16 protein-coding genes are annotated in these 22297 nt (G+C 61.4%); 13 read left to right on the forward strand and 3 right to left on the reverse strand.

What is annotated here, in order from left to right; all coding sequences use genetic code 11:
• Positions 1 to 1223: CehA/McbA family metallohydrolase domain-containing protein (locus AC1DIS_RS08370; RefSeq protein WP_477780825.1), on the forward strand; the 1223-nt coding region annotated here is incomplete at its 5' end.
• Positions 1224 to 1273: 50 nt separating this feature from the next.
• Here AC1DIS_RS08370 and fdhA read toward each other — a convergent pair.
• Positions 1274 to 2473, reverse strand: a complete 1200-nt coding sequence (gene fdhA, locus AC1DIS_RS08375; protein WP_018927872.1) for a formaldehyde dehydrogenase, glutathione-independent — start codon at positions 2471 to 2473, stop codon at positions 1274 to 1276.
• A 390-nt stretch (positions 2474 to 2863) separates the two neighbouring features.
• Here fdhA and AC1DIS_RS08380 point away from each other — a divergent pair, with 390 nt between their 5' ends.
• The 3 genes from AC1DIS_RS08380 to AC1DIS_RS08390 all read left to right on the forward strand — a co-directional run bounded on the left by AC1DIS_RS08380 (position 2864) and on the right by AC1DIS_RS08390 (position 6724).
• Complete coding sequence (locus AC1DIS_RS08380) at positions 2864 to 4126, forward strand: serine hydrolase domain-containing protein (protein ID WP_477744364.1); 1263 nt, start codon at positions 2864 to 2866, stop codon at positions 4124 to 4126.
• A gap of 117 nt (positions 4127 to 4243) precedes the next feature.
• Positions 4244 to 5581 (forward strand): alginate export family protein, encoded by a 1338-nt coding sequence (locus AC1DIS_RS08385; RefSeq protein WP_477744365.1) that lies wholly within the window; start codon positions 4244 to 4246, stop codon positions 5579 to 5581.
• A gap of 39 nt (positions 5582 to 5620) precedes the next feature.
• Entirely contained in the window at positions 5621 to 6724 is a 1104-nt protein-coding gene (locus AC1DIS_RS08390; protein ID WP_477744366.1) for a polyamine ABC transporter substrate-binding protein, read from the forward strand.
• A gap of 93 nt (positions 6725 to 6817) precedes the next feature.
• Here the strand turns inward: AC1DIS_RS08390 and AC1DIS_RS08395 are convergent, their stop codons facing one another.
• Both AC1DIS_RS08395 and AC1DIS_RS08400 read right to left on the reverse strand, forming a co-directional pair.
• Positions 6818 to 7429 carry a TetR/AcrR family transcriptional regulator gene (locus tag AC1DIS_RS08395; RefSeq protein WP_028940835.1) on the reverse strand — a complete coding sequence of 204 codons (612 nt, stop codon included), beginning with the start codon at positions 7427 to 7429 and terminating at the stop codon, positions 6818 to 6820.
• A gap of 217 nt (positions 7430 to 7646) precedes the next feature.
• On the reverse strand, positions 7647 to 9422 hold the full coding sequence (locus tag AC1DIS_RS08400) for a sigma 54-interacting transcriptional regulator (RefSeq protein ID WP_477744367.1): 1776 nt from the start codon (positions 9420 to 9422) through the stop codon (positions 7647 to 7649).
• Positions 9423 to 9715: 293 nt separating this feature from the next.
• Here AC1DIS_RS08400 and AC1DIS_RS08405 point away from each other — a divergent pair, with 293 nt between their 5' ends.
• From AC1DIS_RS08405 to AC1DIS_RS08445, 9 genes are all read left to right on the forward strand, one after another.
• On the forward strand, positions 9716 to 11191 hold the full coding sequence (locus tag AC1DIS_RS08405; RefSeq protein ID WP_018927878.1) for a benzaldehyde dehydrogenase: 1476 nt from the start codon (positions 9716 to 9718) through the stop codon (positions 11189 to 11191).
• A gap of 71 nt (positions 11192 to 11262) precedes the next feature.
• Positions 11263 to 12030 (forward strand): coniferyl-alcohol dehydrogenase, encoded by a 768-nt coding sequence (locus tag AC1DIS_RS08410; RefSeq protein WP_086945708.1) that lies wholly within the window; start codon positions 11263 to 11265, stop codon positions 12028 to 12030.
• A gap of 185 nt (positions 12031 to 12215) precedes the next feature.
• The gene (locus tag AC1DIS_RS08415; protein WP_018927880.1) at positions 12216 to 13865 is read left to right on the forward strand and encodes a DUF1302 domain-containing protein; all 1650 of its coding nucleotides are present in this window, start codon (positions 12216 to 12218) and stop codon (positions 13863 to 13865) included.
• Positions 13866 to 13880: 15 nt separating this feature from the next.
• The gene (locus tag AC1DIS_RS08420) at positions 13881 to 15242 is read left to right on the forward strand and encodes a DUF1329 domain-containing protein (RefSeq protein ID WP_018927881.1); all 1362 of its coding nucleotides are present in this window, start codon (positions 13881 to 13883) and stop codon (positions 15240 to 15242) included.
• A gap of 70 nt (positions 15243 to 15312) precedes the next feature.
• Positions 15313 to 16413, forward strand: a complete 1101-nt coding sequence (locus AC1DIS_RS08425; protein WP_477744368.1) for a WD40/YVTN/BNR-like repeat-containing protein — start codon at positions 15313 to 15315, stop codon at positions 16411 to 16413.
• Between the two features lie 52 nt (positions 16414 to 16465).
• On the forward strand, positions 16466 to 18889 hold the full coding sequence (locus AC1DIS_RS08430) for an efflux RND transporter permease subunit (RefSeq protein WP_477744369.1): 2424 nt from the start codon (positions 16466 to 16468) through the stop codon (positions 18887 to 18889).
• A gap of 144 nt (positions 18890 to 19033) precedes the next feature.
• Positions 19034 to 20017 (forward strand): helix-turn-helix domain-containing protein, encoded by a 984-nt coding sequence (locus tag AC1DIS_RS08435; protein ID WP_064617340.1) that lies wholly within the window; start codon positions 19034 to 19036, stop codon positions 20015 to 20017.
• A gap of 78 nt (positions 20018 to 20095) precedes the next feature.
• Positions 20096 to 21031: a SphA family protein gene (locus AC1DIS_RS08440; RefSeq protein ID WP_477748905.1), complete on the forward strand. Its 936-nt coding sequence runs from the start codon at positions 20096 to 20098 to the stop codon at positions 21029 to 21031.
• A 10-nt stretch (positions 21032 to 21041) separates the two neighbouring features.
• The gene (locus AC1DIS_RS08445) at positions 21042 to 22289 is read left to right on the forward strand and encodes an MFS transporter (RefSeq protein WP_111454921.1); all 1248 of its coding nucleotides are present in this window, start codon (positions 21042 to 21044) and stop codon (positions 22287 to 22289) included.
• Positions 22290 to 22297: the final 8 nt, after the last annotated feature.

Consider the following 22297-nt stretch of genomic DNA (forward strand, 5'->3'; position numbering starts at 1 on the left):
GTAAKGTGGTGTTCCTGCATGACCGCAAACCCGAGTTTCCCTTCGACAATCAAGGTCGGCTGGTGCGTTCTTTCGAGTGGAACGAGTTCACCGCCGGCACCATCAAGCCGGGTGCCTGGCCGGTGGATGAGTTGTATGCCGCCTATGCCAAGGACCCCGAAGGGCATTTGATGATGCCTCACGTCGGCGGACGCCGTTGCAACCTCGACTGGCACCATCCGGAGCTGGAGCGCCTGATCGAGGTCGGCTCGGCCTGGGGGCAGTTCCATTGGGTCTACGCCGAAGCGCTTCAGCGTGGCTATCGAGTGGGTGCCGCGGCGAACAGCGATGAGCATCAGGGGCGTTGTGGCGGTGGTGTTCCGGCCACGGCGGTGTTCGGCTCTCGCGGCGGGCTGACTGGCGTGGTGGCCGAGGCCTTCGATCGAGCCAGTGTTGGCAAGGCACTTCGCGCCCGTCGCACTTTTGCCACCACCGGCGAGCGTTCATTTGCCAGCCTGCGCCAGGGCCAGCATTTCATGGGTGAAGTGTTCACCGCCGATGCAAATGCCACGCTGGACTATCGACTGCTCGGAGAGGCGGGCTGGGAGCAGGTCGATCTGTTCGATGGCGACAAACTGATCTGGTCGCGCAACCTGCATCAGGAATTGGGTTTTTCCAGCCAACGTATTCGTCTGCGCCTGGGCGGCGCAAGGATCAAGGACCGTTATCGCGGCGCCTACTGGACCGGCGAGATTCGCGTGACGGGTGCGGTCATCAACGGCTTTCGCGCCTTGGGTCTCGATCACCCCGAACAAACTGTATGGCGCAAGGATGCAACGGTTCTGGCCTTTCGCACCGACACCAACGGCGACACCGACAGCATCGAAATCGACTTGTCGCAATTGGCCGGCGCCACGCTGCAGGTTCATAGCCGCATCGATAACTACATCAAGGTCGGCGACCCGTCTGAACCGCAACCTTACGTGCATGCGCCGACGGTGCTGATGGAGTTGTCCGGCGATGAGTTGCTGGTGCAATCGCAAGTGAGTGAAGAGTTGCCGGGCGCGGAGTTGAAGGTGTCCCTCGAAAGGACAACCGCTGCGCCGCTGCCTCGTGAACTGCAAGGGCAAATCGAGCTTGCCCGGTTGAATCTGGAGCAGGGGCGTGAACATCCATTATTCATCTGCGCCCGGCAGCGCGATCAATCCCGAGTCTGGACCTCGGCGCTGTTTCTTACGTTATAAACGGCCATAAAAAAGGGCAGCTCAAAGCTGCCCTTGTCCCAACCCATTCCTTAGGCCGCGGTAAACAGCTTGTGCGGATCCATGACGAATTTCTTCGGCGCCCCGGCATCGAACTCGTGGTAGCCACGCGGCGCGTCGTCCAGGCTGATCACCTGCACGCCGACGACCTCGGCAATCTTGATCCGGTCCCACATGATCGCCTGCATCAGCTGACGGTTGTACTTCATCGTCGGGGTCTGGCCGGTGTGGAAACTGTGGGACTTGGCCCAGCCGAGGCCGAAACGGATGTTCAGGCTGCCATGCTTGGCGGCTTTATTGACCGCACCCGGGTCTTCGGTGACATACAGACCGGGGATACCGATATTGCCGGCGACCCGCACCACGCCCATCAGCGCGTTGAGCACATCGGCCGGGGCCTCGTGCTGCGCGCCGTCATGGCCGTGGCCACGGGCTTCGAAGCCRACCGCATCGACCGCACAATCGACTTCCGGCTCACCGAGCAGGTTGGCGATTTGCTCGTGCAGCGGAGTGTCCAGGGTCAGGTCGGCGATCTCGAAGCCCTGGGCCTTGGCATGCGCCAGGCGCAGCGGATTGACGTCGCCGACTATCACCACCGCCGCACCCAGCAGACGGGCAGAGGCGGCGGCAGCCAGTCCGACCGGACCGGCGCCGGCGATATACACCGTGCTGCCAGGGCCGACACCGGCGGTCACCGCGCCATGGTAGCCGGTCGGCAGGATATCGGAGAGGCAGGTCAGGTCGCGGATTTTCTCCATTGCCTTGTCGCGGTCGGGCAGCTTCAACAGGTTGAAGTCGGCATACGGCACCAACACATATTCGGCCTGGCCGCCAACCCAGTCACCCATGTCCACATAGCCATAGGCACCGCCGGGGCGCGCCGGATTGACCGTCAGGCAGACGCCGGTGTGCTGCTCCTTGCAACTGCGACAACGGCCGCAGGCGACGTTGAACGGCACTGATACCAGGTCACCGATCTGCACGTTTTCCACGTCACGGCCCTTCTCGATGACCTCGCCGGTGATCTCATGGCCAAGCACCAGCCCGACCTGGGCCGTGGTCCGGCCACGCACCATATGCTGGTCGGAGCCGCAGATATTGGTCGAAACCACGCGCAGGATCACGCCATGGTCAATGCGCTTGCCGCGCGGGTCTTCCATTTTCGGATAGGGGATGGTTTGCACCTCGACCTTGCCTGCGCCGAGATACACGACACCACGATTACCAGACATGATTTCACCTCGCTTTTGTTGTTGTGAGAACACGGCCCTTGTACTGCGAAGGGTCGCACGGCCTTACAGTGCGGCGGTAAATGTCTTGCGTTTGCGCGTGAATGCAGATGGGTTGGAAGTCACCTTCCAACGATGCGTGATAAGCCGTCATCGTATTGATCCTACGCCTGGTATCAGCACCCTGCGAGGGCATTTAGCACCCAATTACCCCCCCGGTTGGCAGGGCTGGCGCAGGAGTAACGGGCGCTGAACGCCGTGTTTGCCCCCCCATCAAAGCACAGTGCTAAAAATATTTTTATCTGATAAATGTTTTATTGACTAAAAAATAATACCGGGTAATTATTTCCCTGCATCTGCTTTCACGCAGAGTCATTTTGCAGGGGAAACCCGATGAGTCAGAACACCGTGCCGTTGCTGGCCAGTCTTTACATCGAGACGAATGAATCGTCACTCGACAGGCGCTTGGCGCCTTTGTTTATGCAGGGTTTTCCGGCCGAGCCGAAACGCCGCGTCACCTGGAACAACTGGATGCGTCCACCGTTCAATCAGTGGGGGTTCCGCAATCTGGCGCGCCTGCGTCCCTCCATTGATGTGGAGGCGGGTGGTGGACCGGTCAGTGTCTTGAAGGAAGCGCCACAAGCGCTGGATGAACTGCACTTCGACAGTGAATGTGGCTTGAGCGTCAGTGTCATCGATCATCTGGTGGTCAGTCAGACCGACGCCTTTTTGGTGATGCAGGGCGACACCGTGCTGTTCGAGCGTTACTTCAACGGCCAGCGTCCCCGGGACCGGCATGTCATGTTCTCGGTGACCAAGTCGCTGATCGGCACCCTGGGGGAGCAACTGGTCTGCGATGGCATCCTCGATCCGCAATTGCCGGCGGCGTATTACGTGTCCGAACTGTTGGGTAGCGCGTTTGGCGATGCCACGGTGCGCCAGCTGTTCGACATGGCCGTGGGCATCGACTACAGCGAAGTCTATGACGATCCCAACTCCGAGAGCTCGCAGTACGGCTATGCCTGCGGTTTCCAGCCGGCACCTGCGCAGTACGCTCAGTTCGAGTCGCTGTATCAGTACCTGCCGTCGCTGAAAAAACGCGGCAGTCACGGCGGCTTTTTCCATTACGTGACCGCCACCACCGAAGCCCTGGCCTGGGTCATGGAGCGCGCTTCGGGCAAGGCTTGCAATCAATTGCTGCAAGACATCTGGAGCCAGTTGGGGTGTGAGCGCGACGGCTACTTCATGGCCGATCCTTGGGGGCGTAGCGTTGCCGGTGCCGGTTTCAACGCCACCTTGCGAGACATGGCGCGGTTCGGTCGGCTGCTGGCCAACGACGGTCGCCATGATGGGCTGCAATTGCTGTCGACCGAGACGGTTGCACGCATTTGCGCCGGCTCCGATCCAGCGATCTACGCCAAAAACTCCGAGTTCTCCCAATGGACCCCTGACGCTTCCTACCGCAGCCAGTGGTACGTCTTCAACGACCACAGTCAGGCGATCATGGCCGGCGGTATCCACGGCCAGTACCTGTTCGTCGATAAGCCGTCCGGTGTGGTGATCGTCAAGCAGTCATCGCTGACCGAGGCTGTCAGCCCGTTCGATGCTGACAGCGTGCGCATGCTGCGTGCCATCGCCGCGCACCTTACTCACTGAAACGCCTCATAACGACAAGAAGTTTGCGACCTATTCGCCTGGCTCGACCAGGTGTTGGCGGCGCTTTGCGCCGCCATTCACTGCCCTGTAACAACAATAATCACACAGGAGCTTCATATGGTTCTCATGACGCGTTTCTCTCGAACGCTCTTAGCGGTCAGCTTACCCCTGACCGCCCAAGTCGCACTGGCGGGCTACACCTTCGAGGATGGCAACCTCAAGGGTGAGGTCAACTTCACTGCCGGCGGTGCGACCCTTTCCACCCGTAACGTCAACTTCGGCAGCGGCCGCGTCGATGCGCGCAGTGGCAAGAATGGCGGTACGAAAATCGACTGGCAGGAGCTCTACGTCAAGCCCGGCGTCAAGCTGGAATACGCCCTGCAGCCAGACTTCAGCCTGTTGGCCGGTGGCTCGCTGGTGGCGGCGACCACCTTTGGCGACGGCGATGCCGGCGGCTTCACCCGCAGCTCTGATGGTGATGTAGCCACCGAAGAACTCTACGGTGGTTTCCGGGCCGGGGAGTGGACGCTCACAGCCGGTCGCCAGAACTACATGATCGGGACCGGCTTCATCGTCATGGACGGTAACCTCGACCAACTCAAGGACGGCGCCTACTGGCTTGGCCCCAGAACCGCCTTCAAGGATTCGGCCATCCTGGCCTGGGATCATGGCGCATTGAAGACCCAGGCCTTCACCTTGCGGGTCGATGACGATCTGGGTGACTTCCGCATGACCGGCGCTAACCTGGACTACAACCTCGACGACCAGGTGACACTGGGGGCCATGGCGATGAAGGTCAACGCGCTGGGGCCCAAGGGCAGTACACTGCCACGACGCCGGGACGGGATGCAGGTGTACAACGTGCGTGCGTTGAAGGCCAAAGTACCGGGCGTGCCGGACTTGACCCTGAATGCCGAATACGCCGTGGAACGGGGCAGTGGTGAAGGCGTGGATTACGAGGCCAACGCCTGGTACGGTCAGGCGGATTACGCCTTCAACACGTTGCCGCTGACCCCGGTGATCGGCTATCGCTACGCCAGTTTTTCCGGCGACGACAACCTCGCCGACAACCGGCAGAAAGCCTGGGAGTCACTGAGCAAGGGCTTCGTCGACTGGAGCACCTGGCTGGTGGGGGATGTCGTCGGCAACTACCTGCTGTTCAACAGCAACGAAAACGTCCAGCAGTTCTCGCTCAAGACCCACCTCAATGAAACGCTGACCCTCGGCGCGATCCACTATCAGTTCTGGCTGGACGAGAAAAACTACATGGGTGCGCAGGTCAGTGATCGGCGCTTTGCGGACGAGAGTGTGGTTTTCCTCGACTGGACCCCGACGCCGTCGTTCTATACGTCGCTCTCCTATAACTGGGTCAAGCCGCTGGCCGCTGCCAGGCAGGTGTTCGGCGATGACCAGAAATTCAGCGCGCTGGAACTGTACTTCACCTACCGCTATTAAGTGCCGCGAGCCTTCGCGGCCGCGCAGGAGTGCTTAACCATGAACATGTTTTTGCGTAACACCTTATTGGGCGCTGTAGTGTCGTTGCTGGCCAGCGGGGTGTGCCTGGCTGAAGAGCGCACGGTGCGGATCTACAACTGGATCGAATACCTGCCACCTGAAGTGCTCAAGAGCTTCCAGGAGGAAACGGGCATCCGTCCGGTCTACGACGTTTTTGACAGTGTCGAAACCCTGGAGTCCAAGCTGCTGACCGGCAATTCCGGGTATGACGTGGTGTACCCCGGCAGCGCCAACCTGAGTCACCTGATCGCCGCCGGTGCCGTCCAGCCGCTGGACCGCAACCAGCTGCCGAACTGGCGGCACCTGGACCCGGAGTTCATGAAAACCCTGGAAGCCGCGGGTGATACGGGCAACCGTTACGCGGCACCGTACCTGTGGGGCACCACGCTGATCGGCTACAACGTCGACAAGGTTCAGCAAGTCCTGGGCGCCAATGTGCAGATGAACACCTGGGACATGATCTTCAAGGAAGAGAACCTCGCCAAGCTGGCCAGTTGCGGTGTCGGTTTCCTCGACGCAGCCAACGAAATCGTGCCCATCGCCTTGCACTACAAGGGCCTCGACCCCAACAGCCAGAAGCGCGAAGACTACCCGCAGGCCCAGGCGGCGATGATGAAGATTCGCCCGCACATCACCTACTTCAACTCCTCACGCTACGGCATGGACCTGGCCAACGGTGACATTTGCGTAGCCGTCGGCTGGTCGGGTGGCGTGGCGCTGGCCAAGCAACTGGCCGATGCGGCCGGCAAGGGCGTCAGGGTGGAGATGGCGTTACCCAAGGAAGGCGCGCCGATGTGGTCGGACGTGATGATGGTGCCGACCAACGCCCCCCATACCAAAGAAGCCTATGAGTTCATCAACTACATCCTGCGCCCTGACGTCATTGCCCGGATCAGCAACAAGATCGGTTACCCCAATCCGAACAAGGACGCCACCGCACTGGTGAACGCCGAGATCCGTAATAACCCCAACATGTATGTGCCGGACGAAGCGCGCAAAACACTGTTCGCTCTGCAGCCCATGCCGGCAGCCGTGGAGCGGATTCGCACCCGCACCTGGACCACCATCAAGACCAACCGCTGATCATTGTGGCCCGGCGTCGTGACGTCGGGCTCGCCAGCAACGAGACGCGCCTCGGCTATGGCATGCAGCCAGTCTGGGAGGAGGCTGGCGTTCTCAGGCCCGCATTCCGTAAAAGAGCAGTTCGGTGATACGCCTTACCTGGGCGGAGTGTGACTCGATGTCCGGCTGTTCCTGGTTGACCAGCCTGAACAACTGCAGGTGTGAGTAGTCGTTCAACAGGAAGGCGGCCAGGTCGACGTTGAGGTCGGCGCGTAGCTTGCCGGCCTGTTGCAGTTCTCTGAGTAAACCGCTGATTTCGGCCCTGAGCGCATCGTTCATGGCCCGATAACCTTCGGGCAGTCCGTTATCACCACCAAATAGAATCAACGGCAGCAGTTCACGCCAGAGACTGGGATGCATGACTTCCAGGGCGTAACCGGTCAGCAGGCGTTCCAGGTAGCACAGGGCCTCGACCGGATCTTCTATTTCAGGGATCTGGTTGCGGGTGTCCTTGAGGGCGCGCTGGTCGGCGTCGTGCAGGATTTCCAGGATGATTTCCTGCTTGTTGCCGAAGTACTTGAACACGGTGGGCGCCGACACCCCAGCCTGGTTGGCGATCTGTTCGATGGTGGTGTTCTGGAAACCTTGACGCTCGAACAGTTCGATCGCTGCCTTGCTGATGGCTTGGCGTCGTTCGACTTTCTGACGTTCACGCAGTCCGCTCACGGTTGATCCCTTGTCGCTATGAATAAAGGGGGCGCATGTCGCCCAATCATCCATGCAAAATACTTAATCGGGTAAAACTTTTAAAGCGCTAATTTCTGTAGTGCGCGGTTATCCCGGAAGCGAAAAGTCTCGTTGGCTGATGGCGAGAGTCCTCAGGTTTTATAGTTAATTTCATTAATCTTTTACACACTGTTCACCGTGCATTGGTCCGTCTGAATCAAGCCGATGCCTGTCGGTATTTTTTCAGTCGATAGGCAAACTGCGCACGACTCAAACCCAGCAGTCGCGCGGCAGCGGCCAGATTGCCTTGGCTTTTTTGCAGCGCTTCATCGATCAGGCGCGACTCCAGCCCTTCAATGGAGAAGCCGTGTTCCAGGCGAGCCAGGGTCTCCAGCAAGGCCGGGCGAGGCTGTGTGCCGGTGGGACTCTGGTCGGTTGCGGCGAGGCTGCCATTGTCGTCCAGAGAGTACGCATCCTGCGGCATGGGTTCGTTGCGAAACAGGTGGACCAGATCGATGGCTTGGCCGTCTTCGCTGGCGATCAGGCCGCGCTCCACCAGGTTCTGCAGTTCCCGTACGTTGCCGGGGAAGTCATAGCGCAATAACACCTTGAGTGCGCGCATGGTCAGGCCGGCGGGTTTGCGGGCGTAGGCCTGACAGAAGCGCCGCAGGAACGCGTTGACCAGCAACGGAATGTCGTCGCGACGTTCGCGCAGCGGTGGCAGCACGATGGGGTAGACATTCAGCCGGTAGAACAAGTCTTCGCGAAATTCTCCGGCCGCCACGGCTTTGCGCAAGTCGACATTGGTGGCCGCCACCACCCGGACGTCGACCTTGATGGGCTGGCCACCGCCGATGCGCTCGATCTCTCGCTCCTGCAATGCACGCAGCAACTTGCCCTGACCCGGCAGGCTGAGGCTGGCGATTTCGTCGAGAAACAGCGTGCCGCCCTGGGCGCGCTCGAAGCGTCCGGGGCGCGAATGGGTCGCGCCGGTGTAGGCGCCACGTTCGACACCAAACAGCTCAGCCTCGATCAGATTGTCCGGGATGGCGGCGCAGTTGAGCGCCACGAAAGGTGCTCGATGGCGTGGGCTGAACTGATGCAACTGACGGGCGAACAACTCTTTGCCGACCCCGGACTCGCCGCTGAACAACACCGTGGCGGGCGTCGGCGCCACGCGCTGCAAGGCGAGGGTAGCGGCATTGAAGGCCGCGCTGGCGCCAATCGGTTTTGGCCCGCCGGGGTTTTCGCTGTCGTCATCCTGGGGGGCGGGCGCCGGGGCTTGAGGCTGTTTGGGCTCGGCGCTTGAGGGTGAGGCAGTGAGATAACTCAGGTCCTGCTCGACATCGCCCCATTGTTCGGCGGTCTTGCCGATCACCCGGCAGCTCTCATGGCCCATGCCCCGGCATTCGGTTTCGCGGAAGATCACCAGACGACCGAACAGCCCGCTGACATAACCGATGGCATAGCCCAGTTCGGTCCAGCACACCGGATCCTGGCCGATCCCGTAGGCGGCGATATGTTCGTCGGCCTCACAGGAGTGGTGCCAGAGGAATTCACCTTCATAGAAGCCTGAGTCGGCGTCGAATTTGAAGTGCAGGGGTTCGACCTTGGTCATGCCTTCGAGTGTATGCAGACGCGTGCCGGCCGAGAAAACCGCCGCGGCGTCGGCGTCTGGCCAGCGCTCGCGGATCAGCCGCGCATCGCGCGCGCCGGAGAGATAGCCGGTACGGGTAAACAGGCCGCGGCTCTGTTCCAGTCCCTGGCGCTCGATAATTTCCCGTCGCAGCGCGCCGAAGGATGAGCTGTGCAATAGCAGCATGCGCTGGTCGTTGAGCCAGATACGTCCGTCAACAGGGGAAAAGAACAGGCATTCGGTCAACTCGGCCAGGGTCGGTGAGTTGCCTTCGGCCAGTTGGGTACTGTCGCCTCGGGGCGAGAAATGCTCCTCCTGCACGGCAAGATGAGGAAGCAGCGAATGGGGATTGTTCATTGTTATGCCCCTGAGCGAGTCGACTGGTCGAAATGATCAACTAGCAAAACAGTTATTAAACATAACTTTATCATTTGGACAAGTGGCGAGCTGCCGGCTGTACGCCAAGCACCTTGTCCTATTCGCAAACACCCCTCTACAGCCCGCAAGCCAGAGCCTTCGCCACTTGAAATGCGGCGCGACGCAGGAAGTCGGCACAGCCCTTGCTCTAGCGCTTTCACCACGCAGACGCCTTGCATCGTTTTAGCAAGGCCGCGTCAGGCAATGACAAACACAAGAGCCGGGAGACCGAAATGTCGGTAAGTGAACCATCTGATTTTCTGCGGGACGAGCCATGGCGTGAACGCATCTTCAATGGTGACTGGCTACGTCCATTGGGCGGCAGCCATAGCGTCATCGAACCGGCCACCGGCGAGGTGTTGACCGTCACCGGTTTGGCCGATGCAGCGGACATCGCGTTTGCCAGCCTGAACGCCGCTCGTGCTCAACCGGCCTGGGCGGCATTGGGGCCACGGGAACGCGCAGAGATCTTTCGTAAAGCTGCCGCACTGGCCCAGCAACACTTTGCCGAACTGGCGTTGTACATCGCCCGGGAAAGTGGCGGCAGTCTGTTCAAGGGTGAACATGAGGTCCGTGAGGCGATCGTGTTGCTGCATCAGGCGGCCGGGCTGCTGTCGCAACCCCATGGTCTGGTTCTGCCGAGCGAAGCGGGGCGCTTGTCCTATGCACGCCGGTTGCCCCATGGCGTGGTCGGGGTGATCTCGCCGTTCAACTTTCCCTTGGTGTTGTCCCTGCGTTCGGTGGCGCCGGCGCTGGCGGCGGGCAACGCCGTGGTGCTCAAGCCCGATCCGCAGACCCCGGTCAGTGGCGGTTTCATCATTGCCCGGTTGTTCGAGGCGGCCGGTCTGCCCAAGGGCTTGCTGCAGGTGTTGCCGGGTGCAGCGCCAGCCGGAGAAGCGCTGTGCCGCGATCCGCATGTGCGGATGATCGCGTTCACCGGCTCCACCGCAGCGGGGCGCAAAGTCGCGGAGCTGGCTGGGCGTCATCTGAAAAAAGTCGCCCTGGAGCTGGGCGGCAAGAACTCGTTGATCGTGCTCGAAGACGCCGATCTCGAACTGGCGGCCAGTAACGCCGCCTGGGGTGCCTGGCTGCATCAGGGGCAGATTTGCATGGCCACCGGACGCATCCTGGCCCATGAGTCGATTGCACAAGAACTGGTCCGCCGGTTGGCAGAAAAGGCACGGGCAATCACGGTTGGCAATGCCGCTCGCGGTGAGGCGGTGCTGGGGCCGTTGATCAACAAACGCCAGCTGTTGCGAGTGCATGAAATCGTCACGGAGAGTGTGACGGCCGGGGCAACTCTGCAAGCCGGCGGCGAGTATGAGCAGCTCTTCTACCAACCCACGGTGCTTTCCGGTGTGCGCCCGGGCATGCGCGCGTTCGACGAGGAAATCTTCGGCCCGGTGGCCACGGTGGTGAGTTTTGCCAGCGACGATGAGGCCATCGACCTGGCCAACCGCACCGAGTATGGCTTGTCCGCGGGGATCATTTCGCCTTCGGTCGGGCACGCGATGGCGATGGGCGAGCAACTCAATTGCGGGCTGTTGCACATCAACGACCAGACAGTGGCCGACGAATGCATCAACCCCTTCGGCGGACGCGGCAGCTCAGGAAATGCCGGCAGCGTAGGCGGCCCGGCCGACTGGGATGAATACACCCAATGGCAATGGGTGACGGTCAAGGATAAGGCGCCGCGTTACCCGTTCTGACGGGCCGGTTTTGCCGGGCCGACAAGGTAGGTCGGCTCACCGAGTACACAAAAATAATAAGAGGACTCAACATGAAACTCGACAACAAGATTGTGCTGGTGACTGGCGTCTCTTCGGGTATCGGCGCGGCCACGGCAAGCCTGCTGCGCAGCCACGGCGCCCAGGTGATTGGCGTGGACCTGAAGGCGCCGCACATGACCCTGGATGGTTTTGTTCAGGGCGATCTGAGCAGTGCCGAGAACATCGACCGGTTGCTGGCGCAGCTACCGGCACGGATCGACAGCCTGTGCAATATCGCCGGGGTGCCGGGCACTGCAAACCCGCAACTGTTGGCGCGGGTCAACTACCTGGGATTGCGCCACTTGAGCAGCGCGTTGCTGCCACGCATCAACGCTGGCGGCAGCATCGTCAATATCGCCTCGATCCTCGGCGCCGAGTGGCCGTTACGTCTGGAACAGCACAAGGCGCTGGCGCGCATCGAAGGTTTCGCCGCCGGGCAGGCCTGGCTGGCCGAGCACCCGGTACCGGACCAGACCTGCTACCAGTATTTCAAGGAAGCCTTGATCGTCTGGAATTACCTGCAGGCACAACCCTGGTTTCTCGAACATTCGGTGCGCATGAACAGCGTCGCGCCAGGTCCGGTTTTCACGCCGATCCTCGGCGACTTCGTGAGCATGCTCGGTGAGGCCCGAACCCAGGCCGATGCCCATCGCATGAAACGCCCCGCTTATGCCGATGAGGTAGCGGCGGTGATCGCTTTCCTGTGTGCCGACGAGTCGCGCTGGATCAACGGCGTCAACCTGGCCGTCGATGGCGGATTGGCCTCCACCTACATCTGAAATGCACACCAGTAGACAGCGGCTGTGGCGAGGGAGCTTGCTCCCGTTCGGCTGCGAAGCAGTCGTAAACCGGTGCACCGGTTCTACTTGAGGGCCGTTGCGCGCCCCAACGGGGCGATGCGGCGTTCCGACAAGCCCCCTCGCCACAGATGCACAGGCAAAAATAAAAATAATGAGGAGCGTCCATGGACAACGTTAAACGTTGCTTTCGTTTCAAGCATTGCGCCCTGTTTCTGGCGTTATGCAGCGCCGGTGTGATGGTCGAAAGGGTCGAGGCCATGCAAATGGACCTTGGTGATTCCGACTGGAAACTGCGTTGGGACAACACCATCAAGTACAGCCAGGCCTGGCGTCTTCAGGGGCAGGACAGCCGATTGGTCAACGCACCGACCGCCAACGGCCTGTATCCCTCGATCCAGAGTCAGGGTGATAAAAACTTCAGCAGTGGCCTGGTCTCCAATCGTCTGGACCTGTTTTCCGAAATGGACCTCAGCCGGCAAAACTATGGCCTGCGCGTGAGCGGCGCAGCCTGGTACGACGATATCTACAACAAGGGCACCGACAGCAGCGAGCAAACGCATTTCCTCAGCGAAACCCGCAAGCTCCACGGTCGCGATGCGGAAATTCTCGACGCCTTCGTGTTCCTGCGCGGTGACCTCGGTGAAGACTCCCAGGGCGTGGTGCGTCTGGGCCGACACAGCCTGATCTACGGCGAAAGCCTGTTTTACGGTGGCAACGGCATTGCCAATGCCCAGGGCCCGACCGATGTGGTCAAGTTGCTCAGCGTGCCGGGGACCCAGTTCAAGGAGATCCTGCGTCCGGTCAATCAGATCTCCGGGCAGTTGCAGATCAACCCGCAGTTGTCGGTGGGCGCTTACTACCAGTTTGAGTGGGAACGCTCCAATGTGCCCGGCGCCGGCAGCTACCTGAGCGATATCGATGCCATCGGTTACGGCAGCGGTTCACTGCGCGAAGTGTTCGGCAACGACACGGTGAATGGCGGTGATTTGAAACCGCGAAATTCGGGGCAGGGCGGTATGCAGATCCGCTTCAAGCCGACCGGCACCGAGCTGGAGTTGGGTTTCTACGCTGCGCAGTATCATGACAAAACCCCGACCGGCCTGTACGCCTACCTCGACGGTGCGGCTGCGGCCGCCACGGGGTTGCCGATCCTGAGTTCCTATCGTCAGGTCTACGCCGAAGACATCAAGACTGCCGGCGTCAGCTTCTCCACCGCTTATGGGCCGTTCAACTTTGCCGGTGAAACTTCCGTGCGCTGGAACGCGCCGCTGGTGAGCAATCTGCAAGTGGTGGCCCCTGGCGTGGCGGCCGATGGCGACGATAACTCACTGTTTGCCAGGGGCAAAACCGCTCACGCCAACCTGTCGGCGATTTACCTGTTATCGCCCACCGCATTTTGGGATGGCGGCTCGGCACTGGCCGAGCTGGCCTGGAACCGCACCCTGAGCGTGACCGAGAACGCCGCCGCGCTGGATGCCAACACCACCCGCGATGCTACGGCACTGCGGGTATTGGTGGAGCCGGCGTACTTCCAGATTGTCGACGGGATCGACCTGACCGTGCCGATCGGCATGGGTGTGGTACTCGATGGGCGCTCTTCGGCGGTCAACAAATCGGGCTTCGGCAATACCCATTCCGGCGACTGGAGTGTCGGGCTCAAGGCCACCTACCTGCAGCGCTGGGATGTCGGCCTGAACTACGTGAACTTCTTCGGTGCCCCAAAAGCCGGGCTGCGCGAGGACGGCAATTTCAGTTACGGGCAGTCGTTGGCCGACCGCGACTTCGTCTCGCTCTACGTGAAAACCTCATTCTAATAAGGTGGATTCGCCATGCAGAACAAAGCATTTCTCAACACTTGCGTCCTCACCCTGGCCCTTGCCGGCATGAGCCTGGCGCAGGCGGCCGTGTCGCCTGAGCAGGCTGCACGTTTGAAGACTGAACTGACACCCCTTGGTGGCGAGCGCGCCGGCAACGCCGATGGCAGCATCCCGGCCTGGCAAGGCGGTTACACCAAGGTCGCGCCTGGCTACAAGCCAGGTGACAAACGTCCCGATCCATTCGCCGGTGAAAAACCGCTGTATTCGATCAAGGCCTCGAACATGGAGCAGTACGCCAATGTATTGGCCGAAGGCACCAAACTGCTGCTGAAGAAATACCCGGACTATCGCCTGGACGTCTACCCGACCCATCGCTCGGCGGCAGCCCCGCAATGGGTGTATGACAACACCGGCAAGAATGCCACCCGCGCCACGCTGGACGTGGCGAGCGAGAAAGTCACCGGCGCCTATGGCGGCATCCCGTTCCCGATCCCGGAAAACGGTACGCAAGTGCTGTGGAACTATCGATTGTCCTGGCAGGGCGGCGACACCATCAGCTCGCCTTTCGATACCTGGCTGATGACCGCCGGCGGCAAGAAAGTCCAGGCAACCCGCGCCCAGTACACCTACCAGTTTCCCTACTACGTCGAAGACGGCAGCCTGGAAAACTTTTCCGGCAAGTACCTGGTGGGCAAGCTGCTGACCGAGTTGCCATCGTCCAAGGCCGGTGAAGGCCTGATGACCCATTGGGACCTGGACCCGGCCAACCGCGCGGCCTGGCAGTATCTGGTCGGTCAGCGCCGGGTGCGTCGTGCGCCGAACATTGCCTACGACACCCCGGACTTCGTGACCTCGGGGGTCGGTCTGTTCGACGAAGCGTTCATGCTGTTCGGGCCTACCGATCGCTATGACCTCAAGCTGATGGGCAAGAAAGAACTGATCGTCGCCTACAACAATAACCGCGCCGGCCTGGCCAAGAGCGACGACCTGGTCAAGCAGAACTTCCTCAATCCTGACCTGGTGCGTTGGGAGAAACATCGGGTCTGGGTGGTCGAGGCCACGCTCAAATCCGGCAAGCGCCATGTGGTGCCGCGTCGCACCTACTACATCGACGAAGACTCCTGGCAGATCCTGATGGCCGACGGGTATGACGCGCAGGGCAAACTCGGACGGCAGATGTATTCGCTGACGCTGCTGGCGCCGGACCTGCCGGCCCTCACCGCGCAGGTCATGTGGGGCAGCTACAACCTCGACACCGGGGCTTACTTCCTCAACTCCTCGAGCAACGATCTGGCGGTCCAGTACCAGAAAGTCGCGAAACCTTCGGCGTCCTATTTCACACCGGATGCCATGGCCAACGAAAACATGCGTTGAACCTGGGGAGGCCGCGGCGGGTGAGGGTGCGCGCTGCGGTCGCCTGTGACTTTGCGAGTGGGATAAAGACATGATGGGGCAAAAACGCTATGCAGGCTTTGGCCTGCGCCGGGGCGCCTGCGTCCTGGCATTGGGTTTGATGGCGTGTGTGTTCAGCGCCCAGGCGAGCACGTTTGCCGTACTGCAGCAGCCGGCACTGTCGACCGCCAAGGCCCAGCGCGCGGCATTGCTCGGGCTGACCCGGGCCGGCGAGCGACTGGTGGCGGTCGGCGAGCGCGGGATCGTGCTGCTCTCGGATGACGCTGGAGTCAATTGGCGCCAGGCCAGTGTGCCGGTCAGCGTCAGCCTGACGGCGGTGCAGTTCGTCGATGCCGAGCAGGGTTGGGCAGTCGGTCATCTGGGCGTGGTGTTGCACACCGAGGACGGCGGTGAAACCTGGCACAAGCAACTCGACGGTGAACGCGCCGCCGCGCTGGCGGTGCAGGCCGCTGAGCGCGATGCCGATCAGCCGGGCGGCGCCGGCAACCTGGCGCAGGCCCGGCAGATGCTCGACGACGGACCGGACAAACCGTTCCTCGACCTGTACTTCAGTGACCGCCTGCATGGCTACGTCGTTGGCGCCTATAACCAGATCTACCGCACCGACGACGGTGGGCGAAGCTGGCAGCCGTGGATGCAGCATGTGGACAATCCGCAGGGCTTGAACCTGTATGGCATTCGCGTCTCGGGCAACGATCTGCTGCTGGTGGGGGAGCGCGGTTTGCTGTTGCGTTCGACCGATGCCGGGCATTCATTCCAGGCCTTGAAGTCACCTTATGAAGGCAGCTTTTTCGGCCTGCTCGGCACTCGCGGCGGCGCCTTGATTGCCTATGGTTTGCGCGGTAACGCCTGGTGGTCCGATGACCGTGGCGGCAGTTGGCGACGCCTCGACACCGGCATCGAATCGACACTGGCGAGCGCCATCGAACTGCGTGATGGCAGCCTGCTGTTGGCCAGCCAGGGCGGCGAACTTTTATTCAGCCATGACCAAGGTCGTAGCTTCGACAAACGCCAGAGCCGCAGCGGCGGGACTGTCGCGGCCGTGCAACAGGCGGCCGACGGCAGCCTGGCCAGCGTCGGTTTGAGCGGTGTGGCCGCTGACCAGGATCCACGAGCCTCTGGCAAACCTTGAATCTTCACGGTGCAGCGCTATCGGGCCACGGCCCGTGCAACAGGAGTCAGACTTGAAAGACGACAAAACCCAAACCGTGATCGGCCGCCTGGCAGACTTCGACCAGGCGTCGGGCAACTTCGCCGAGCGGGCGATCTTCAACCATCGACCGCTGGTGATCCTGCTGTGTCTGCTGGTGACGCTGGTGCTCGGCTGGCAAGCCACGCGCATCGGCATCAATGCCAGTTATGAGAAAACCATTCCCACGGGGCATCCCTATGTCGCCAACTTCCTGGAGAATCGCAGTGAGTTGAGCGGCCTGGGCAACTCGCTGCGGATCGCCGTGGAGGTCAAACAAGGCAGCATTTTCACCAAGGACTATCTCGACACCTTGGCCAGGCTCAACGACGAGCTCTATCTGCTGCCGGGTGTCGACCGGCCCTACATGAAATCGTTATGGACCCCGACCACGCGCTGGACCGCCGTGACCGAGGAGGGGCTCGATGGCGGCACCGTGATCCCCGACGACTACGATGGCTCGGCGGCCAGTATCGAACAGGTGCGGACCAACGTCGCGCGTTCCGGTGAGGTCGGTCAATTGGTGGCCGGCAACTTCAAGTCCAGCGTGATCTTCGTGCCATTGCTGGACATCAGTCCGCAGACCGGCAAAGCCCTGGACTACGGCGAATTTTCCCGGCAACTGGAAGCCCTGCGGGACAAGTACCAGAGCGATGACCTGCGGATTCACATCACCGGTTTCACCAAAATCGTCGGCGACCTGATCGAGGGGCTGACTCAGGTCTTGCTGTTCTTCGTGGTGGCGGTACTGGTGACGGTGTTGGTGCTGTTTGGCTACACTCGTTGCGCGCGCAGCACGCTGGTGGTGGTGACGTGTTCGCTGGTGGCGGTGCTCTGGCAGCTGGGTCTGCTCGCCACCCTCGGTTATGAATTGGACCCGTACTCGGCGCTGGTGCCGTTTCTGGTGTTCGCCATTGGCATGAGCCACGGCGCGCAGAAGATGAACGGCATCATGCAGGACGTCGGTCGCGGCACCCACCGGGTGGTGGCCGCGCGTTATACCTTCCGCCGACTGTTCGCGGCCGGCATGACCGCGTTGCTCTGTGATGCGGTGGGCTTCGCGGTGCTGCTGCTGATCAATATCCGGGTGATTCAGGATCTGGCGATCACCGCCAGCCTCGGCGTGGCGGTGCTGATTTTCACCAACCTGATTCTGTTGCCGATCCTGCTCAGCTATATCGGTGTCAGCCCGGCAGCGGCGCAACGCAGCCTGAGTTCGGAAAACGCCGAACTGCAGGCACAGATCAAGCATCCGTTGTGGCGCGTGCTCGATTTGTTCACCCAGCGGCGCTGGGCTATTTGCGCCATTCTGGGCGGTCTGCTGCTGGCAGCGTTCGGTTTTGCCGTGAGCCTGCACCTGAAGATCGGTGATCTCGATCCCGGCGCTCCGGAGTTGCGGGCTGACTCGCGCTACAACCGCGACGCGCTGTTCATGACCCAAAACTATGCGGCCAGCTCGGATATTTTCGTGGTCATGATCAAGACTCCGGAAGATCAGTGCACCCGTTACGCGAGCCTGTCGGCAGTGGATGCGTTGGCCTGGCAGCTGGAGCAATTGCCCGGCGTGGAGTCGACCAGCTCGATGGCGGCGCTGAGCAAAATCGCCACGGCCGGTTACAACGAAGGCAACTTCAAATGGTATGAGCTGATCCCCAATGACGGTGCGCTGGGCGCCGTGCAAACCCGTGCACCGAGGGAGCTGTTCAATCAGGGCTGCTCGATGTTGTCGCTGTACGTTTACCTGGCCGATCACAAGGCCGATACCCTGAATCGGGTGGTGCAGGCCAGCGAGAAATTCATCAGCGAGCATCAGATGCCAGAGGTCAAATTCATGCTCGCCGCCGGCAGCGCCGGGATCGAAGCCGCGACCAATATAGTGGTGAAAAAATCCATGCGCGAGATGCTGTTCTGGGTCTACGGCGCGGTCAGCCTGTTGTGCCTGCTGACCTTCCGCAGCTGGCGCGCAACCCTTTGCGCGATGCTGCCGCTGATGCTCACTTCGATTCTTTGCGAGGCGCTGATGGTGGGGCTGGGCATGGGGGTCAAAGTCGCAACCCTGCCGGTAATCGCATTGGGCGTGGGCATTGGCATCGACTACGCGCTGTATGTCTTGAGTGTAATCCTGGCTCGAATGCGTGCCGGCGACACCCTGGCCCAGGCGTATTACCAGGCGCTGCTGTTCACCGGCAAAGTGGTGTTGCTGACCGGCATGACCCTGGCGGTCGCGGTGTCGACCTGGGCGTTCTCACCGATCAAGTTCCAGGCCGACATGGGGATTCTGCTGGCGTTCATGTTCCTGGTGAACATGCTCGGCGCCCTGATCCTGCTGCCGGCCCTGGCCTGGCTGCTGCTGCCGCAGAAGGTCTTCGCAAAAAAGCCTGAAGCGAGCCGGCATGGGCTGTTGGTCAAGGAGGGCTGAGGACTCGGCAAGCGCTACACGAGGACGGGGACAGTGAGGACCGACTAGCCGTTTTCGGCACAATTGCGCCAATGCCTGTTACGGCGGAATGGAACTTGCCTCCCCAACAGTCTGCAAGCCTTGTGTGCCCAACAGGAAAGGTCCATGAATAACAATAACCCTAGCGTGGAAGGCGCCACCGGTACGCCGGACATGACTGCGGCGATTCATCGTTATCGCACCAACGACATCGATCAGCACGCACAGAACATGGACGGCTGGCAGGTACGCTATGACCAGCTGACGCCCGGGCGCTTTGAAGGCGAGTTGATCGAGTTTCGCGCCGGATGGATGCAACTGGCGCGCGACCGCTCTAATCAGGCGATGCTCAAGAGTGGCAGCGCCTGGAAGGGAGCCATCACCTTCAGCGTGCCGCTGAGCGCTCAGGGGGCGGTGTTTTGTGCGGGGCATCCGATTCATGATGCGAGCCTGCTGGTGGCCCATGGTGATCACTTGCCCGATCTGCGCACGCCCGAACATCTGGATCTGTTGGGGGTGGCGGTTGATGTCCAGGCCCTTGAACATGTGCTGGAGCGCCAGGGCGCCCGGTTTCGAATTACCGATCTTCCCAAGTGTTACCGTCTGGGGGCTTCCTCGGTGCAGGCTGAGTTGGCGGCGCTGTTCGACGAGCTGGCCGCTGCCGATCAGGGCCACGACAGCCTGCTGGGCTATGAGGCGATCCGTCATGGCATTCGCGATGCCGTGATGGTGCAACTGCTGGAGCTGGTCGCGCCGGATCAGGCCGCGCCCCTTAACCCGACGGCGCGCAAACGCATGGTCGATCGTGCCAGGGAATACGCGTTGGGGCATCTGGACGAACCATTGTCGATCCTCGATCTGTGCAATCACATCGGCGCCAGCCGACGCAAACTCCAGTACTGTTTCCAGGAAACCCTGGGTATCAATCCGGTGGCGTATTTAAGGGCGTTGCGCCTCAATGCAGTGCGTCGTGAACTGCGTGACAGCCCCCATGAACATGGGGTGCAAGAGGTGGCGGCGCGTTGGGGCTTCTGGCACCTGAGTCGCTTTGCCAGCGATTACCGCACACTGTTCGGAGAGACGCCCTCACAGACCTTGCGTCGCCATTAACTGTGCTGAAAACGGATAACCCGCCTACCGGAGTCGTTACTAGGATGGCCCACACCATTTGGTTGGGAGGGGCATTCGATGAATCACAAGAACAACAACTCAGGCATCAGCCGCGTCACTGTGTTTACCCTGGGGCTGTTCGGCCTGTGCGCCGGAGCACAGGCCACTGAAAACGGAGCGCCGACCACCGCGGTAGGCGTCTATGACTTCGGCGCCGGGATGATGCCGCCGGCCACGCCATTCGGCACCCTGGGCCTGCGCACGGCCTTCTATTCGGCCAACGTGCAGAAGGACCGCCACGGTCGTTCTCTGGACAACAACTTCTCCCTGGACGTGCTGTCCATCGGCCTCGCCTATATGCGCATGACGGACTACAGCGTCCTCGGCGCCCAATACGGTTTCGGCACGGTGGTGCCTTTCTTCAAGATGGATGCTTCCCTGGAGGTGCCGACGCCGGGCGGTCCGTTGAAGCTTGAGGCCGATCCGTTCCGCCTGGCAGACGTGCAGTTTCTGCCGCTGATCCTGCAGTGGAACCTGTCGCCCAACCTGTTCGTCAACACCCAGTTTCAGATCCAGCCCCCCACCGGCGACTACGACAAGAACCGGCTGATTTCCCCCGGGCTCAATCACTGGACTTTTTCCCCCATCGTCAATGCCACTTACATCAGTGACACCGGCTTCGAGGTGTCATCGAGCTTCGAGGTGGACATCAACACGCGCAACCCTGCCACTGACTACAAGAACGGCGTGGAGTACCGGCATGAGTTCGCCGTGGGCCAGCACTTCGGCCCCTGGACCGCCGGTATCGGCGGGTACTACTACCGTCAGTTCACCGATGACGACGCCCCGGGCCTGACGAGTGGCAATCGCGCCAGGGTGCTGGCTGTGGGACCAGCGGTGAGCTACGTCAAACCGGGCCTGCCGCCGGTCTGGCTGCACCTCTACAAAGAGCAGGGCGCGAGCAACCGCGCCGAAGGCTACACCGTCGCCTTGCGCGTTTCCCAAAGTTTCTGAGGACCGGACCATGACTTCTGTGCATTGCGCTTCAACCCTGGCGACGCCTGTCGTGCGTCAGGCCACGGGACGCCGCGAAGGGCTGGTGCTGGTGCTGGGCAGCAGCCTGACCATCATGGGCTCGGTGATGATCGCGCCGATCCTGCCCAAACTCGGCGCCGAGTTCGGGCCGCTCACTTCCCGGGCCGACCTGCTGGTGCCACTGGCGGTCACCGGACCGGCGCTGGCGATTGCGGTGTGCGCGCCTCTGGCCGGTTGGCTCGCCGATCGAGTCGGGCGCAAGGCGTTGCTGGTGATCGCCACCTTGCTCTATGCCTTGCTCGGCGCGTTGCCGGCGGTGCTGGGAGATCTGCAGTCCATCGTTGCCGTGCGCCTGCTGTTCGGGGTGGCCGAGGCGGCGGTGATGACCTGTTGCGCGACCCTGATCGGCGACTATTGGCAGGGCGAGGAACGCTTGCGCTACATCAATCGTCAGGTGGTCACCATCGGTTTGGTCGGTGCGTTGTTCTTCGTCGTTGGTGGCGCTTTGGGCGAGCACTCCTGGCGCTTGCCGTTCCTCCTCTATTTGCTGCCGCTGCTGCTGGTGCCGGCCATGGTGAAGGTGCTCTGGGAGCCGGTTCGTACGCAGCCGTCCGTTGAGGTCCAGGGACCGGAGCGGGTGGCGATTCTGCCGCTGGTGTTGGGTTATCTGCTGATCCTCGCGGGCATGGTGCTGAGCTTTGTGGTGCCGGTACAGACGCCCATTTTGCTGGTGGGTCTCGGGGTCACATCCAGCACCCTGATTGGCCTGTCCGCCGGCTTGAGCCTGCTGGCTACCCTGGGCGGTTCCCTGGCCTGGCCGCTGCTGCGTCGACGCTTGGGGATCGCCGGTACCAATGCGGTGTTGCTGCTGTTGCTGGCGCTCGGGTTGTGGTTGCTGATGCGCGGGCAAAGCTACAACCAAGTGGTGTTGGCGGTGGTGATCCATGGCCTGGGCGCGGGATTGCTGGTGCCCAATGTCATGGCGCCGATGATGGAGGCCTTGAGTGCTAGAACCCGTGGTCGGGGATTGGGAGGCTTCACCGCGTGCCTGTATTTCGGTCAGTTCGTCAGCCCCTTGGTGGTGGCGATGCTCGGCGCATTTGCCGGCGACCTGCGTCACGCCATCGAATGGCTGGCCTTTGCCAGTCTTGCTGCCGCGTTGCTTTGGGCGATCGCCGGGTTATCGCGCCGCCGCTCGAACTCTTCCGTGCCATCCACCCATTCGTCATTGAAATAGATCCGGAG

The organism is Pseudomonas sp. 05N433, from assembly GCF_056396925.1.